The 17086-nt window shown below is 48.0% G+C and carries 14 protein-coding genes; 1 reads left to right on the forward strand and 13 read right to left on the reverse strand.

What is annotated here, in order from left to right:
* Positions 1-82: 82 nt before the first annotated feature.
* The 13 genes from SFV55_RS13370 to SFV55_RS13430 form a co-directional block, all read right to left on the reverse strand.
* On the reverse strand, positions 83-1099 hold the full coding sequence (locus SFV55_RS13370) for a serine hydrolase (protein ID WP_320030013.1): 1017 nt from the start codon (positions 1097-1099) through the stop codon (positions 83-85).
* A 201-nt stretch (positions 1100-1300) separates the two neighbouring features.
* The gene (locus tag SFV55_RS13375; RefSeq protein ID WP_320030014.1) at positions 1301-2104 is read right to left on the reverse strand and encodes an aldolase/citrate lyase family protein; all 804 of its coding nucleotides are present in this window, start codon (positions 2102-2104) and stop codon (positions 1301-1303) included.
* Positions 2105-2331: 227 nt separating this feature from the next.
* Entirely contained in the window at positions 2332-3582 is a 1251-nt protein-coding gene (locus SFV55_RS13380; RefSeq protein ID WP_320030015.1) for a hypothetical protein, read from the reverse strand.
* A 140-nt stretch (positions 3583-3722) separates the two neighbouring features.
* A complete protein-coding gene (locus tag SFV55_RS13385) occupies positions 3723-4490 on the reverse strand; it encodes a LytTR family DNA-binding domain-containing protein (protein ID WP_320030016.1) in 768 nt (255 codons plus the stop codon).
* Positions 4487-7450 (reverse strand): two-component regulator propeller domain-containing protein, encoded by a 2964-nt coding sequence (locus tag SFV55_RS13390; protein WP_320030017.1) that lies wholly within the window; start codon positions 7448-7450, stop codon positions 4487-4489. The genes SFV55_RS13385 and SFV55_RS13390 overlap by 4 nt, the downstream gene beginning before the upstream one ends.
* Before the next feature lie 87 nt (positions 7451-7537).
* Positions 7538-7954, reverse strand: a complete 417-nt coding sequence (locus SFV55_RS13395) for a hypothetical protein (RefSeq protein ID WP_320030018.1) — start codon at positions 7952-7954, stop codon at positions 7538-7540.
* Between the two features lie 131 nt (positions 7955-8085).
* Positions 8086-9129 carry a uroporphyrinogen decarboxylase gene (gene hemE / locus SFV55_RS13400; RefSeq protein WP_320030019.1) on the reverse strand — a complete coding sequence of 348 codons (1044 nt, stop codon included), beginning with the start codon at positions 9127-9129 and terminating at the stop codon, positions 8086-8088.
* 123 nt (positions 9130-9252) lie between these two features.
* Complete coding sequence (locus SFV55_RS13405) at positions 9253-10407, reverse strand: aminotransferase class V-fold PLP-dependent enzyme (protein WP_320030020.1); 1155 nt, start codon at positions 10405-10407, stop codon at positions 9253-9255.
* 34 nt (positions 10408-10441) lie between these two features.
* Complete coding sequence (serC, locus tag SFV55_RS13410; RefSeq protein ID WP_320030021.1) at positions 10442-11512, reverse strand: 3-phosphoserine/phosphohydroxythreonine transaminase; 1071 nt, start codon at positions 11510-11512, stop codon at positions 10442-10444.
* Positions 11513-12349, reverse strand: a complete 837-nt coding sequence (locus tag SFV55_RS13415) for a lysophospholipid acyltransferase family protein (protein WP_320030022.1) — start codon at positions 12347-12349, stop codon at positions 11513-11515.
* A gap of 42 nt (positions 12350-12391) precedes the next feature.
* On the reverse strand, positions 12392-13594 hold the full coding sequence (locus SFV55_RS13420) for a glycosyltransferase family 4 protein (RefSeq protein WP_320030023.1): 1203 nt from the start codon (positions 13592-13594) through the stop codon (positions 12392-12394).
* Positions 13595-13643: 49 nt separating this feature from the next.
* On the reverse strand, positions 13644-14003 hold the full coding sequence (locus SFV55_RS13425) for a cupin domain-containing protein (protein ID WP_320030024.1): 360 nt from the start codon (positions 14001-14003) through the stop codon (positions 13644-13646).
* Positions 14004-14085: 82 nt separating this feature from the next.
* Positions 14086-15942, reverse strand: coding sequence for a M1 family metallopeptidase (locus tag SFV55_RS13430; protein ID WP_320030025.1), 1857 nt, complete (start codon positions 15940-15942; stop codon positions 14086-14088).
* A gap of 413 nt (positions 15943-16355) precedes the next feature.
* Between SFV55_RS13430 and SFV55_RS13435 the strand changes: the two genes are divergently transcribed.
* On the forward strand, positions 16356-17045 hold the full coding sequence (locus tag SFV55_RS13435; protein WP_320030026.1) for a hypothetical protein: 690 nt from the start codon (positions 16356-16358) through the stop codon (positions 17043-17045).
* The last annotated feature ends 41 nt before the right edge of the window (positions 17046-17086 follow it).

Raw genomic sequence — 17086 nt, forward strand, 5'->3', positions numbered from 1 at the left:
AATTGTAAAAATTCGTGTCATTTGTTGCTAAAAATTTATTTATCGCATCGCCGAAGGCGAAGTATTAAACTTTCACGATAATTCACAACTGATCCCCCACCCAATACAAAAACGCATCTGGTCCAAATGAAGAATTCCCCCAATAATGCCCCAAACGAACAATCACTAAATTTTTGGTAGGGTGCACAAATACAAATTGATTGAGCACACCCGCAGCGTAATAAGCCGGAGAACGGTATGCTACCCGATAAAACCGCCCCCGCCCGTCGCGGCCAGGACGAGCATTTACTACGCTGGGGTACGGGGTTGATTGGCTGAATGTATAGGCTTCGGTAGAATCCCGAAAAGTGCGCGTAGATGGACGGCTCCACCACTGGTTTTTATAGCCGTTGTATTGTTCCATGAGTTTTGGATCGGTGCACGCCCTTACCCAATCTGTAGAAACAATTTGCTGACCATTCCATTGTCCCTGGCACAAGTACAAGCGGCCTAATTTTGCAAAATCCCGGGTGGTGGCATTGATGCAGCAAAAGGCCCGAACAGTTTTGCGGGCGTCGATATTCCAACTCGCGTTGCTTTCCATTTGTAAGGGCGTCCAGATTTTTGTTTGCAAATAATCCTGGAGCTTCTGCTGGGTTGCCCTTTCTACAATCAGGCCCAACAATTGGGTATTCAGGTTTTTGTATTCTTTTTCACCTGGTGTTTTTTCCGTTTTGGATTTCAGGGCAACTTTGGTCACGTTGTGGCCAAAACTCAATTTGATCACATTGCTGAAGGGGCTATTGGAAGTTTCCAGGCTTTTGATGCCACTGCGCATATCCAGCAAGTGTTGGATGGTGACTTTTTCCAGATTGGGATCGCGTTTTTTTAGCTCGGGTAAATAAGTCGTGATGGGATCATCTAGGCTTTTGATTTTTCCCTCATCCAGGGCAATGCCAACTAGTGTAGCAACAAAAGCTTTTGCTACTGAAAAAGAGGGCAGTTGGGTTTCCGGTTTGATGTTGCCAAAATAATTCTCGTACAAAATGGAATCGTTCCGAATGATCAAAAAAGAATAGGTATGGGTTGGTGCCAGAATGGAGTCCAGAGTGCGCTTCAACCGGGTTTTGTTTGCCCCTGTTTCAACGAAACGAAACGGTTCCCTACTCTTTTGCAGGGGTACCGAGCGGAGGGAAGACAAGGATTCCAACTTAAGGTGACGGTATTTATAGGCCCTCAAAAGATAACAGGAGGGCAATGTTCCACAACACATCAACAGCAGCAATAGCCAATAACAGAGACGCATAGGTTTTCCAAAGTTTTAATATTTGGTTCCAGCCGTCGAATCATCCTGCGGCCGGAAACTGTGCAGCAAATCCCGGCAAGCTTTGATCAGCAACAAAGTATCAATTCCAATGGCCACCATATTGGCGCCCGCAGCAATGTACTCATCGGCGGTAGGTTTGTCCAGTGCCATTACACCCGCAATTTTTCCAGCCTCGCGGATGCGCCGCAAGGCATCAAGAACGGTACTTTTTACGTCGGGATGATTGGAATTGCCCAAATGCCCCATGGAGGCTGCCAAATCCGCCGGGCCGATGAACACCCCATCCAGGCCTTCTATTGCCAGAATCGCATCCAGGTTTTGAATACCGGGCACGTTTTCTACCTGCACAATCATACAAATTTCCGGGCCTGCAGTATAGAGGTAATCCTCATTTTGGGCCCAATGCGCCGCCCTGGCCATGGCAGTACCGATTCCCCGGATGCCTCGGGGAGGATATTGGGTTGCTTGCACCATGAGTTCGGCTTCTTCTGCCGAATCAACCATGGGTACGAGGATATTTTGCACTCCCAGATCGAGAATTTGTTTGATGATGATGGGATCACTTTTGGGAATCCGCACAAAAATCGGCACCTCGTAGCGTGAAGAGGCTTGCAACTGAATCAGGATGCTTTGCAAGTCGAAGGGTGCATGTTCTCCGTCGACCAACACCCAGTCATAACCTGCGCTGGACAATATTTCGACTACTGAACTGTCGACCAGGCCATTCCATAAACCAAGCTGAGGTTTGTCATTGTTGGCAGCAGCGGAGCTTTTAAAGGTATTCTTCTTTACTTCCATGGTGTCTGTTGATGAGTCTACAAAAATAGTAGAATCGCCCAGACTATCGTAAAAAAAAAAGGAGCAGAAAACTGCCCCCTCAATCAAAAATGTTCAGAGATTATACATGTACTACTTTGATCCTTTGGGTTAAAAAATGGAATAGGAAGTGCTCCTTCCCCTTCGAAGGAAATAAAAACTTACTGACCGACCTTTCAGTCTAGTATATGAGAAATCCCGTCCCTAAATTATTTGGCGTTTTCGCAGAGGAACTTATCTGCAAGAACCCCGTCCGAATAATGCTTTGAGGAGCCGTACTTCCCAGCCCCCGTATGTTCCTGCACAATGGTGATGCTATACAGGATACAATTTCCGTCATTCTTTTTGGCAACTACAGCTGCCTGCTGGGTCCTGGCAATGATGTTCCCGGTAACGCTGTGGTAGAGCGTAGTCCAATCCCGGGTAAGCAAATTGATTTTTACAACACTTTCCTTCCATCCCATTTCTGCGATTACCTTTTTGAACTCTGCTTCCAAGGCTGGATTCACCGTTACTGCGGCTGGCATTTTGGTGTTTTTCATTTTTTCGACCTCGTTTTTATTGAACTTGGCCAACATTTCAGCCTCGGTACCCAGGCGTGCTAAAGCTGCTTTGACCGCTTGGGAGGCGAAAGCTGGGGCTGGTAGATTTGGAAAAATTTTCACGACGGCGCTCCAATAAACGTCCATTCCAATCAATTCCCGATGGGTAGTCAAACCCGCTTTAGAGGTATTTTCGTTGATGCTTTTTTCATATTCTGCAACTTTTCCCGCCACATAATTGGCTTTTTGGGTAGCAATAGCTTCCTTACTTTTGATCACAGACTGGTCTGGATTAGACGCCAAAAACTGGTTTACTTTGCTAGTGAATGCCTGGAGTTTCTCTTGGTGTGCGGATACGCCCTGTTCATAAGTAAGGTTCGTGGAATAAGAAGTTTGGTCGCTTCCAAACAAATCAGACAGGAAGCCAATGGTGTTCGCAGCTATGTCCCGAGTCGTTTCTTTCTGAGCGCTGGCTCCTTGCTGCTCTGCTTTGTATTTGTCCAATTCAGCCTCAAGCGCTTTGGTGTCATAATTGGGGTCACGCATTTTGATGTTGCGCAAATTGGTTTCCGCGCTGGATATATTGCTGTAGTACAAATGGTATTGCTGCGCGGCCGATGCTGCCTTGAGTTTATCAATGGCTTTCCAGAAACTGGCGATGAAACTTTTCGCCGGACTACTTTCTGCTGAGGCATCCAGAGGCGTAGGCGAATTGGTTCCTGTTGAAGGGGGAGCAGGGTTGTTATTGGAAGAAGTTGGCCTACTGGAATTAGGATTATTGGGGGCGGGGTCTCTTTTCACGGGAACACTCTTCCCCAAATCCTTAGCCGCTTTGAGGGGATCAATTTGGGCTATGCCTGGTACATTTACATAAATTAAAATTACCCAAACAAAAAGGTAATGAGGTCTTTTGTGCATACAATCAGTTTTTGAGAAGATTAGGCCAATAATTGGCAGGCCTTCAAGCCATTCGATACACAATGATAGTATGCACAATTAATTTACTAGTCCTAAAAAGGATCAACGATAGCTTTGATTGAGTATTCGCAAGTGAGGTTTTATTCTCCCAATTGTGTCGAATTCAAACGATTGAGTAATTCCAACAATTGGGTCTTTTTGCGTTGCGCAACGGGAAGCAAGACGCCATCGCTCATTTCTACTTCTCCGGCAAAGCGGTTGTAGTAGCGCCGCAGGTGATCCAGATTGATCAGATGCGATTTGTGGATGCGTTCAAACTGATAGGGGCCCAACAACAGTTCCAGTTCTTTTAAGGTTTTGGCTACCAATAACTTACTTTTGTCTTCAAAAAAAACAGTGGTATAATTTCCATCAGAAGCGCAGCGGACAATGTTTTTGACAAAATACAAATGAATGCCCTCTGCAGTGGCCAAGGATACCCGTGGGCTCAATTGCGGTGCCGCCAAGTGACTGAGGTAGCTACGAATTTGTTCCTGGATATCGGTTTGTTGCTGGCGGAGGGCTTTGTGTACAGCAGCCTTGAGTTCTTCGGCATCAATGGGTTTGAGTAAATAATCCAGAGGGGTAAACTTGATGGCGCGCAGTGCATATTCGCTATAGGCAGTCGTAAAAATAGTTTTAAAGCGATCGGTTTCTACATTTTGCAAGACATCAAAACCTGTACCATCCGCCATTTGAATGTCCAAAAACAACAAATCAAAATGAGGAGTGGCTTGAATGATTCGAATTCCTTCCAGAACCGATTCTGCTTCGGCCACCACCCTGATTTCCGGGCAATGCAGGCGAATCTCCAACTCCAGAGATGCTCGTGCAGCGGGTTCGTCATCGATGATAATGGCTCTGATCATAACTTTTTTTTGTGTTGAAAAGGAATCATTAGGACAACTTCAGTGCCCAAAGGCTGGCCCAGCTCGTCTACCAAATCGAGGATTTGAATCGGCGTTTTTTCCGATTGCCCCAATAGTTTTAGCCGGTCCGTGGTGATTTGTGTAGCCAGGGGTTTGTGCATGTCCCGGAGTTTGTGCTGCCCGGAAGCTGCGCGCCCTACTCCATCGTCTTTTACCTGCACCACCAGGTTTTGGTCTTGCACGGAAAATTCAATCGTAATCTTGCCTTTGCCTTTTTTGGGTACCACTCCGTGGATAACTGCATTTTCCACAAAGGGTTGAATCAGCATGGAGGGGATCAAAATTTCAGCAGCATTGAGGGTTGGAGTAAGCAGCATATCGAGCTCAATTTTCTCCGGGTAGCGAATTTGGGAAAGCTGTACATAAATGCGCAGTAAATCCATTTCCTGTTCCAAAGGAATCAAGCTATCCGAATAGTCCAGATTCAGGCGCAGGAGTCGCGCAAATTTGCCAATAAAAGCATTGGCTTCCACTACCTTATCCTGTCCGTAATATCCTTTGATGGTGTTGAGGGCATTAAAAATAAAGTGGGGGTTCATTTGCAAGCGCAGGGCCAACATCCGCAAATCAGAGATGCGTTTTTGCAACTCCGAGTTTTCGCGGCTGCTTTTCATCAGCAAGTTTTCAATCTCGTATTTGCGCCGCAGTTTTTGCTCCCGGGCTCTCACATACAAAATGATGGACAAAATAAACAAAGCGGTTAACAGAACGTAAAACCAGGTTTCACGCCAAAAGGGAGGTTTGATCCACAAACGCAGCTGGGTACTATGCACGCTGGCGATCCCTGACCCATTCAGGGCCATAACTTCAAAGGTGTAGTACCCTGGTTGAAGGTTGACATATTCCACCGCTTCGACGGCTGTTTCGTACCACTTTTCATCCAGTCCCGCCAAACGATAGCGGTAGCGAATATTTTGGGACTCCCGATAAGAAAGTCCTTCGTATTCAATGCTTAAAGGTCCCCTTGAGTAATGCAGAGGAATGGCTCTTTTTTGAGAAATGGCTTGGGCAACATTATTGATCCGTAAAGATTTGAGCAGCACCACCGGTGGTGGCGATGGCGAGGCTAAAACCACCCGAGGCACTTTCAACAAACCATCATCTTTGCCTATGTAAATGTAATTTTTACTGACTTCGATGGCATTGATTTTTTCCGACCCCAGCCCCAATATTCCCCAATAATCGATCAATTTTAGTTTTCCAGGTTTGCCAAGGACCCGAAACAAACCTCCCGCGGTGCCTATCCAGATTTCGTTGTGCTGATCCCTGCATAAATCCCAACAAATGACTCCACCTCGTTTGTTGGCAATGGCGATACTGTCAATCAATCGACCGTGTTTAATGACGAACAACCCCTTTGATTCTGTCAATACCCAAAGAATTTGGTTCTTATCATCAAAATCCAGGTCTTTGATGCCATAGGGTAGAATCAGTTTTTCGGCTTCCTTACCTTTAAAACTAAACAATCCATTCGGTGTAGCCAACCATTTTCGGTTGTTTTCATCAAATACAAGCCGCTCCACTCGAATGCCGGGTAGTCGATTGATTTTTACCCGGCTGTACAAACTTTCTAGTCCGAATTTTTGCAATTGCTGTTGTGACACCAACACCTCGGGCAGTGTTTTTAGATCCAAATGAAATAGCCCGGTACCTCCCACCCAATATTCTCCATGCTGATCAATGTTGACATCGAGGGATCGGTGGCAAAGGTATCTTTCAATACCCTCTCGCAAATACAAGGAAGCGGCCTTGCCAATCACCAAAGTGGTACCATCGGCAAAGTGGCGAATATTGCGAATGTTTTTGTTTTTGACATTTTCGGGAAAAATTTGCCGGGATTGCATCTTTTTTCCATCATAAATGGAATAGGCACTGCTTTCCGAACCGATCCAAAGGCGGCTTTGAGCGTCCTGGCTCAAACAAGTAATGCGGTTAAAAATAAGCCCATCCTGAGTAGTAAAGTGCTGAATATTGGGGGCCGGCACGTAAAATAGTCCATCTTCAAAAGTGGAGAACCACAAACCGCCCTCACGATCCTCCAACACCGAGGAAACTGAGCGCCCAGCAAGAAAATACCGGTTAACTTGTAAAGAAGGATAATCCAACAAATACACTCCGTTGCGGGTGCCACACCAAAGTTTTGCTCCACTTCGCCGCAAATAGATGAATTCATTGTTTTTCTCCAAAGGAGTAGGCAATTCGCGATACTGCAATTGGCCGCTCCTGGGATAACAGTTGTATAACTTATGACTGGTGGAGATCAAAACGGAGTCCCCGGCCGGAATCGCCCTGGCCGGTTGAAGGATAGCCGGGGGAACCATTTCAGCTTGAATTCCATGCTTGGTTATATGGCCAAAATCTCGTCCAGCGCCCATCAATTGACCAAACCGATCTTTCCAGGCCAAAATAATCCCTTCGCCACAAGAACGCTCTTCCACTTTTTTGTGCACCAAATCAATGATCAAAACCTTGTGGGTAGAACAATAGGCGATGCGCCCGTCCTCCAGTTCGATGATGTTGATGATCATGCCTTGAACGTCGCAACGTTTGAGAAAAGGGAGGTTGTTTTCACTGAAAATGCTGTCGCGAAAGTAAAAGCATGGTTTACCCCTCAGTGTAGCAAACCAGAGGCGTCCATCCCTGGCCTCGTGCATCGAAAACACCTCGTTGTCGGGCATGCCATGGGCCGTGTTGTAGTTTGTGAAACTTTGGCCGTCAAAACGACTGATGCCAACATCGGAACTGACCCAAATGTAGCCCTTGCTGTCCTGAAACACCGAATAGATGTAATTGGACAAAAGCCCATCTTTGATTTGGTAGTTTTTAAAAAAGGGCTGTTGGGCAATCAAGGGCTCGATTGCAAAAAAGACCAACCACAAAGCAGCAATAACTCGATACATGGAGCATCCAAGATAGTGCTTTTTAAATAGGTGGATACTGCGTAAACTCAGGGAACCGCATCGAAAAATCAAACAAAGCTTACAAAATTAGTTGGGAGCTGCACCTGAGGCACAACCATTCAACACATCTCCATCCCGTTCGATGATGGCAGTATAGGGAAATCTCAATGCGTCCTGGCCTGTAGAGCAAGAATCAGGAATGATTTTGATGGTCATTTTACTTTCTTTTTCATAGAGCTTCAACCTCGTTTTAAAAACCGTGGTGTCACCTTTTTTTTCTTCTATCCGTTTGAGGTAAACGATTTTTTTCCCTCCACCTCGTTCATAAACGATGCTATCAGGATAAATATCAACCAACCACAATACCGGGCTTGCTCCCCTGCAAGCAAATCTGGCTACTGCGGGTTCAATCGGTTTTGTTTCAATTTCCGGGGCCTGTTTTGGGTTTTGACAAAACTGAACGAGCAGTCCGGCCCCCAACAAGAGAATAGGTGTTTTTCTCATGGCGGAACATTTTTTAACACATTACTCACAAATAAACAGCGTATTAACGCAAAAAGGGGAGAAAAAACAAGGGTGCGTGTAAACGTGTGAGCGTGGAGGTGTGAGTCGCAACACAGCCTCAACTTCTCAACTCAATATCGATAAGTTTTTATGGTATCTACAAATACCCGGACCGACTCCAAATCGAGGTCTGGGTACAATCCGTGGCCCAGGTTAACGATGTGTTTAGGTCCAAAATCCTGCACCATTTGTAAGGCCCCTGCCCGAATGGTGTCATGATCGGCATAAAGGAAGCAAGGATCTAAGTTGCCTTGAAGCACCGGCCGCTCCCCTACCCTGGCCCTAGCCTCCTGCGGCGTAATGTTCCAGTCCAGGCCAATTACCTGGCAATTGAGGGCTGCAATGTCCTCGAGGGCAAACCAGGCCCCTTTGGAAAAGACGGTCACGGGCACTTCTGTAAGGGCGTCACAAATTTTACTGATGTAACGTGTGGCAAATTCGCGGTATTGAGCCGGGCTAAGGATTCCCGCCCAGGAATCAAACAATTGGATCAAGTCAGCCCCATTGGCGATTTTTCGCTTGAGGTAGGCAATGGTAGTATCAGTGATGCGCTCCAATAAGAGGTGCGACAAAACTGGTTCGCGGTACAAAAACTGTTTGGCTTTGGCAAAGGTCTTACTCCCCTGCCCTTCTACCATGTAAGCAAAAATGGTCCAGGGCGCTCCAGCAAAACCGATGAGTGGCACTCGCCCGTTCAACTCCCTTTTGGTGATGCGCAGGGCTTCGTACACGTACTCCATGTTGTCGGCAGCGGCTTCTCCGCTAATCAGGTCGGCGATGTCCTGTGCAGTTTGGATGGTTTTGGGGAATAAAGGGCCCCGTTTTTCCACCATATCATAAGGCAGTCCCATGGCTTCGGGCACCACCAAAATGTCAGAAAAAATGATCGCTGCATCCACCCCCAATTCGTCGATGGGCTGGATGGTCGCCTCGGCAGCAGCGGCTGGATGGAACAAGAACTCTCGGAATCCGGCGAATTGGGCGCGTAGAGCGCGGTATTGGGGCAGTACTCGCCCAGCTTGTCGCATGAGCCAAATGGGAGGACGATCGGTGCTTTCACCTTTGGCCACGCGGAGGAAGATGTCGTTTTGCAGTGTTGTCTCGGTTTCGGTCATAGTTGGTACTCTATCCCGCAATGATAGGGATTTTTTAGGTGATTTGGTAAGGGGAGTGTTTTTTTTGGAGAATGTGGGTAAAAGTAGGGGTCGATTTTGAATTTAGCCTGTCGTCTAAAGCAACTACCCCCGCACCTCCCGAAAACAATCCAACAACACCTCAAAATCATCCGGCGTATTGTACACGTTGGGCGCAACCCGAATGGCATTCCCTCTGGTTGACACAAAGACCCGGCGTTTTTTGAATTCCGCCTGCAAGCGTGGCATATCCATGCCCTCGGGCAGTCGCACCCCGATCAGGTGATGAGCCAGGTGTGTACTGGGGTCGATTTGGCAACCCATTTCCCGCAAGTCTTCGATGGCATTGGCGGCAATGCGTTTACAATACTCCTGCACATTGTCCACACCCCATTCCAGCAATTGCTCGATGGCCGCAGCCAGCATGGGCGCCAATACAAAGTTGCTTTGTTCGCCCATCATGTAGCGCCCAGCCTGGGGTTTGTATTCGTCGCGGTAATTGATCAGGCCACTGAAATCTTCGCTGTTCATGCGGTTGATCCAGTTTTCTTCGAGGGGTATGCCGTTGTCAAACCGAGGTCCGTAATAGGCTACGCCCAAAGAATAAGGCCCCATCAGCCATTTATACCCTCCGCACACCAGGGCATCCAGGCGTAGCTCGCTTATGTCAAGAGGCAGGGCGCCGACCGATTGGGTTCCGTCGATCACCAGCAGCGCGCCTACTTCCTCAGTTCGGGAGCGAACCTGTTTCAAATCGTAAAGGGTGCCATCTGCCCAGTGTACATTGCCCAAAGCAACCATGGCGGTACCTGCATCAATGGCCTGCAGGATGGCTTCGGTCCAAAGGCTACTACGTGGTGAACCTGCCGGGGCTTTCACTACTCTTAATTCGGCTCCACCCACCTCTACCACCCGTTTCCAGGCGTAATAATTGCTGGGAAATTGCTCTTCCGCTACGATGACGTTTTGGCCGGGTTTCAGTTTCAGGTTGCGCGCTACCGTTCCCAGGCCATAAGATACGGAAGGAGTTACGGCGATACGGTCTTTTTCCGGGGTATTGATCAGGCGGGCAAATGCGGATTTAAGCGCTTCGCCGGGTTTGAAAAAATCATCGGGTTGGATGAGCCAGGGTTGGCTTTTGCGGCTCACCATTTCCTGGCCGATGCGCTCCACTTGTTTGAGTTGGGGCGACATGTAGGCGCAGTTGAGGTAGGTGATTTCTTCGGAAATACTGAACAAGGATTTTTGGCAACTCAGCATAGTCGTAGCTGTTATTTAGGTAAAATCAGGTTACTCAATGGCGTTGAGCGAAATCGCGCATCAAATCTACCAATACCTGCACACTTTCCAAGGGCAAAGCATTGTACATCGAAGCCCTGAAACCTCCCACAGTCGGGAATCCTTTGATACCCACCACATCATGCTGAGTAGCAAAGTTCAAAAAAGCATCTTCCAACTCTGGTCGGGTAATGCGGAAACAGGCGTTCAGCATGGAACGATCAGCGATTTGGGCACTCCCTTCAAACAAGGGGTTTGCATCAATCTCTCCATACAAAAGTGCGGCCTTTTCAGCATTGCGTTGCGCCATGACAGGCAAGCCTCCCTGGGCCAATGTCCAGCGGAGCGCCAAACAAGCCAAGTAAATGGGAAAGGTCGGTGCAGTATGGTACAGAGACTGGGTCTCGATGTGGGTTTGGTAATCAAAAATGGTTGGAATGGCCCGCTTTTTGCGGGCATGCAGCCAGTCTTTGTTGATCACTACACAAGTGCAGCCCGCAATTCCAAAGTTTTTTTGGGCACTGGCGAAAATCAGCCCAAACTTTTCAATGGGCAGAGGGCGGGTCAAAAAATCAGAAGTCATGTCCGCTACAATGGGAACGGCCACATCCGGGTACTGCTGCCATTGGTTGCCATCGATGGTTTCGTTGGAAATCAGGTGCAGGTATTGGGCATCAGGGGGAAGCGTCCAGTTTTTGGGGATGTGATCAAAACGGCTCTGCTCCGAACTAGCCAATATGCTCACCCGGCCAATTTCGCTGGCCGCCTTGATCGCCTTTACTGCCCAGTACCCTGTATTGACAATGGCAACAGAACGTTTCTCGTCCAACAGGTTCATTGGTGCAATGGCCAATTGGGCCGAGGCTCCACCTTGCATCCAAATGACCTCGTACTGATCGCCAAGGCCATAAAGGGTTTTGATCAAAGTACTTGCCTCCTCCACCACTGCCATCACTTGTGGTGCCCGGTGGCTCATTTCAGCAAAAGACAATCCACTCCCCTGGTATTCGAGTAAACCCTGGGCAGCTTCTTCCAAAACGGGAGTGGGGATGGTGGCTGGGCCTGGATTGAAATTGTGTTTTTTCATTTATGGTTTTAACGCTTCAACTTTCTTCCGCAAATACCCCAGCATTTCTGGCCGGGTGCAATTGTTTTCCAACTCATCATAGGTAACCGGATCGCCGATGTGTACCCGAATCTGGCGCTTCATTTTATTGACGGTTTCATACAACAACATGCCCAAACGCAGGGCCACACTGAATTGGCTGACCATTTGGAACATCCGGCTGTTTTGCCCCTCAATGTACAATGGGACTACCGTAGCCCGGGATTGTTGCACCAGTTTGAGCACGAAGTTTTTCCATTCCAAGTCTTCGGCAGGGCCGAAATAGGATTTGGAGGTGGACACTGCACCCGAAGGAAAAATGGCCAATGCCTCACCTGCTTTAAGTCGTTCCACGGCTTTCTCCCTGGAGTCCAGATTGGTGCGCAGGGCCTCCTTGGTTTCTCGAAAGTCGATGGGCAACAAAAAAGGTTTGAGTCGCTCGTCCCGGGTGAGAACTTCGTTGACTAAAAAAACAAACTCGTCGCGCAGCTCTGCCACCAGGGCTGCCAACATCAGGCCATCCACGATGCCGAAGGGGTGATTGGCAATAAAAATGAGTGGGCCCGTTTTGGGCATACTCATCAATTTATCCCGGTCGTACAACATGTCAATTTGCAACTGTTGTAAGCCCAGGCTCCAGAGGGATTTGGCGGGCACATCCAGGTCGCGAATCCGGTTGTACAAACGTTCAATCCTAGCTCGGCCGGTAGAAAATTCAACCGTTTCGATCAGCTTTTTTTTCCACCAGGGGTCATTTTCATCAGCATAAGAGAAGCTGGTCCAACGCCCTTCGCCCGTATCTAACACATTATTTTCCATACGATTAAACTATCTAGTGCCGCAAAAATAACCATTCATTTTTTATGCCCCTATTCTTGCGATACTTGCGATCATTTTACGAGCTACATCGCGGTAATCGAAAGTGGATTGGATCAAATCCCGCGCAGCGGCTCCTAATCCTGCTGCTAGTTCGGGTTTTTCCAGCAGAAAGCTTATTTGCCGAACGAAATCCTCCGGAGTATTGGCCAATAACACATGGCGGCCATCCTGAGCGGGGATTCCTTCCAGCGCAATCGAGGTTCCCAGCACTACCCTACCTAAAGCCATCGCCTCCAAAACTTTTACTTTTAAACCACTGCCTGAACGCAGAGGGGCAAGAGAAAGTAGATGAGTCGCCACAAAATCTGCTGCATTGGGCACTTCTCCCAGGAAATTCACCCCCGGAATTTTTTCCCTCAAAAAGCCTTCGGGAGCATTGCGGCCAGCAATATCAAAAACCAAATTCGGAAAACGCCCTTGCAACAATGGCCATACTTTTTGTAAAAACCATTGCAGACCTTCCTGATTGGGCATCCAATCCAAAGAACCAATAAATCCGAGTTTGATTGCTTCGTTTTTGTCCAAAGGTTTTACAACATAGGCTTCCAGATCCAGGCCAATTGGTGCCACCAGATGATACCCCGTGTAACCCAATGCCTTGAACACCTGTAAATCATGTTCGGAGACGGGGGCCAACAGGTCGTAGTTTTTCAACTGCTCAATTTCAAATCGACGCAGTTTTTGGGTGAGGTAGTACAGATACCTGCGTTTGAAGGCAGAACGGGTATGAGTTATAACACGCTCCCATATGGCAAATTCTACATTGTGGCTGCGCATGACCACTACGGCCTTGCTTTTGGAGCGAATTAGCGAAATATAGGGCGCCAGGTAAAGGGTTTCCAGCAGGATGGCATCGTACTGATTTTTTTCGAGCAAAGCACTGAGTGCTGCTGCAAACTCGGGAGTATCGAACCGGGAAACATGATAGGAGGTGCGGGAAAAAAGGTTGTTAATCGCTCCTCCAATACTCAGCCGATTGTCTACCTCCACCGCCTGTACTTCCCGATAATGGTCAAATTCCTGCGGCCATTCCGCATGGGTATAAGGGTGCTTACTGGTGTTCATTGCCAGCAAATCTACCTCACAGCCTTGCTCAACGAGCCCTCGGCTGAGGTAGTTTACCGCGATGGCTTCCCCTTCTTTGAGTGGGAAAGGGAATTTTTTGCACAATTGGAGGATGTTCATAGCACTTCTAAACTATTAACTCATGTATCCGGAACTCAACTCAATAAATCTATACGATTTCCGATTCTTCCGACCAGGCCGGATCCACAATACACAAAAAGCGTACGGTTTGTGTCCCAGTATTGTCCAGGTATTGTTCTGCCCCTGCTGGAATGAACAGCACATCGCCTGTTTTTAGATGAGTTGCTTGTCCATCCACGTACGCTGTACCTTCCCCTTCCAAAATGATGTACACCTCCGAACGCTCCATCAAACGATGGGGCAAAGAGGCTTTACCTGCTTCCAATTCGGCATGTGCCAGGCTGTAAGACATGGGTACTGCTTCATTCTTGGGGTGCAACACCTCCCGAATGAGGGTATCATCACCAGCCGTAAAAGGCGGGATTGCCGCGATGCTTTTTTTGATCATGGTATTGGTAGTTGGGCCAAAAATGAATCATCCCGATTTTAGCCTTTCAAAAAATCGGGATGATTCAAGTTTTTACCATCTTTTAGTTTCTGCTGTTGTTGTTGCGGTCTACGTCAGCCATGCGCAGGCTGGGATCAATCTCTACACGCTGCACATCCGTTGCCGGAACACTGAGGCGCAACTCGTACGTTGGATTGACCCAAGGCCAATCGGCGGCTACACGATAAGGCGTTGAGGTGTTTTCAGCGGGCTTGGCCCCACGCATGATGTCGAGTGGGATGTTGATGATTTCTTTGTTGCCGTTTTTATAGGTCACCACCACGTCCAGGGGCATGGGCATTTTGCCAACTCGTTTGAGGGTTATTTTGGCTCCATTGCCATCAGATTCAATGGCATCCACTCCATAATCGATGGTATGGGTAGTATTGACCCAATATTCCTTGTACCAATCCAGCTCCAGGCCCGATGCCTTTTCCATGATGCGAATCACATCGTTGGAATTGGGGTGTTTGAACTTCCAAGTATTGAAATAAAGCAACAAACCCTTGTCCAGAGCGGGTTTACCAATGACGTACTCCAATTGATTCATAAACACGGCTCCCTTGCTGTAGGCTGCCAGGCCATAGGCAAAGTTGGTGGAAAAGTGATCAGCGTGGGTGCTCATCGGTTCTTCCTCACCGGAAGAAGCAAGATTGAAGTAACCTGCGTAAGTTTGCAGGTAAGGGTTGTCCATTTTCCTTAAGCCAGGCACCAGGTTTTCACCCGCCAGGTAATTCTCAATGTCTTGGGTAGCAAAATCGGTAAAACCTTCATCCATCCAGGCGTACAGGCTTTCGTTGGAGCCCAAGATCATCTGGTACCAACTGTGCATCAGCTCGTGCACCGATACACCGACCAAACTCGGCATCGAGCGAATCCCCGTAATCAAAGTCGCCATGGGATATTCCATACCTCCGTCGCCACCTTGGATGAAGGAATACTGCTGGTAAGGATACTGCCCATAGCGGCGGTTGATGTACGTAAAAGCTTTGTCCATCACCTTGGGAAGCGCAGCCCAGGTGTCCTGAGTACGTTCGGTTTTTAGGAAAAAAAAGTGCAGGGTCAGACCATCCGGGCGTTTGAGGCTGGTATGGGTGTAATTGGGGTCGGCGGCCCATACAAAATCGTGCACATTGGGTGCTTTGAAGTGCCAGGTGAGTTTGTCCCCTTTGGCAGGTTTGGGCGTTTGGCCTTCGGGCAAGTAGCCGTGGCCGATCTCTTCCGGGTTTTGCAAATACCCGGAGCCTCCGATGACGTAATTTTTATCAATGGTGATTTTGACATCAAAATCGCCCCAAATCCCGTAAAATTCTCGGGCAATGTAGGGATGGGCATGCCAGCCCTGATAGTCGTATTCCGCCATTTTAGGGTACCATTGGGCCATGGAATAGTCCACACCTTCAGCATTGTCGCGGCCCGAGCGGCGAATTTGGATGGGCACCTGTCCATCAAAATTCATCTCAAAAACGACCTTACTTTTGGGCAAAATGGGTTTGTCCAGGGTCACTTCCAGAACGGTACCTTCCGTACTGTGTTTCAACTCCTTGCCATCCTGGGTCAGTTTGTTGACTTTGAGGTAGCCAATTTCGTTCGGCTTCAACTTGCTGATGCGCGCTCCTACCCGACCGTCTGGATCAGGCAAATTGCGCGAGCGCACGTCCATGGCGCTACCCGGTTGGAAAGCATTGAAATACAGGTGGTAAAAAACCCTGGTCAAGGTATCGGGTGAATTGTTGTAGTACACCAGGCGTTGGGTACCTTTGAATTGGTCTTTGTCGACGTCAAAATCGATTTCCATTTGGTATTCAGCCCGTTGTTGCCAACGATCGGCTTGTGCCCAGGTCAGCACCGGTAAGCATAAGAAGCTTGCAATCTGCGCCAAGCGGCTCCATTTCTTCATGTATACAACTTTTTTCTGTGAACGTTGCGAAAATAACAAGGAATAGCAAAGCTTCCGCTAATTATCGTCGGAAAACAGGGATATGTAGGTCAATGGCAATTGTCCACTTTTTGAACGAAATCAGAATTGGAGTGTAAGAGCTGGTCGGAACGACTCAAAGAAGAGGAAAAAAATAAGGTGAGACACACAACGGGCGCTCAACTTCGTACCCTTGCTGCGTTTCCACCCTGGGGGATTAGAAGGAGCAGCACCAAGTGCGCTCACCGGATTGCAAAAGTAGTATAAGCCATGAATTCTGCAAATACTTTTTATTTTTTTTATTCTTTTTGGAAAAAAATAAAAACTGCAATCCTTTAAAAGGAAAACTTTAGCCCAAGTTTAATGCGTTTAACTAAAAAATCTCTGGTAACATCATGTCTAGAATAGGTCTGTGGTTTTGTTTCAGCCTCTGTGCACTGAGTGCTCAGGCTCAATTTGGTATCAACACCAGCTTTCGCTTCAACAATGCGCCCGGCTGGAGTTTTTCCAATCCCGTCAACAACAGCGTCAATGAGCTGCCTGGCAATAACCTTGCTTTTGGACTCGACGTCTGGATTCCCATGAAAGGGTTGCGCCTTGACTTCCTGCCCGAGCTTAACTATGCTCGCTACGACTCCGAGATTGTCGACATCGGAAAATTGGAGCAGCAAATGGGTAGCCTTTTCCTCAATTTCAACCTTTATTTTTTAGATTTGAAGGGGGATTGCCAATGTCCAACTTTTTCCAAGTCGGGTTCTACACTGGGCAAGGGATTGTTCCTGCAAGTATCGCCGGGGTATAGCGTGCTGGAAGGAAAAGCGGATTTGTTCAGTGGTGCCCGGGCCCGCAGTCGCAGTTATGCGCCGAGTTTGGGGCTGGGCATGGGACTGGACATTGGTTTGTCGGATCAATTCACCTTCACCCCTTTTGGTGGGCTGCGGTATTATCCGAAGGCACGCTGGTTTGGATTGGAGGAGGCGCTGGAGGTCGATCCCAGTGTGGGCAATTTTGAGGTATCGAATAATTCGGCGATTTCGCAGGTGTATGTGGGCGTGAGGCTGGGCTTTCGTTTTGATGAGCGGTAACTTCCTAAGGTGAACCTTAAGTGCCTTAGGTTTCTTAGGTG

Source organism: Haliscomenobacter sp. (genome assembly GCF_033763495.1).
In the GTDB taxonomy this organism is placed as follows: Bacteria; Bacteroidota; Bacteroidia; order Chitinophagales; family Saprospiraceae; genus Haliscomenobacter.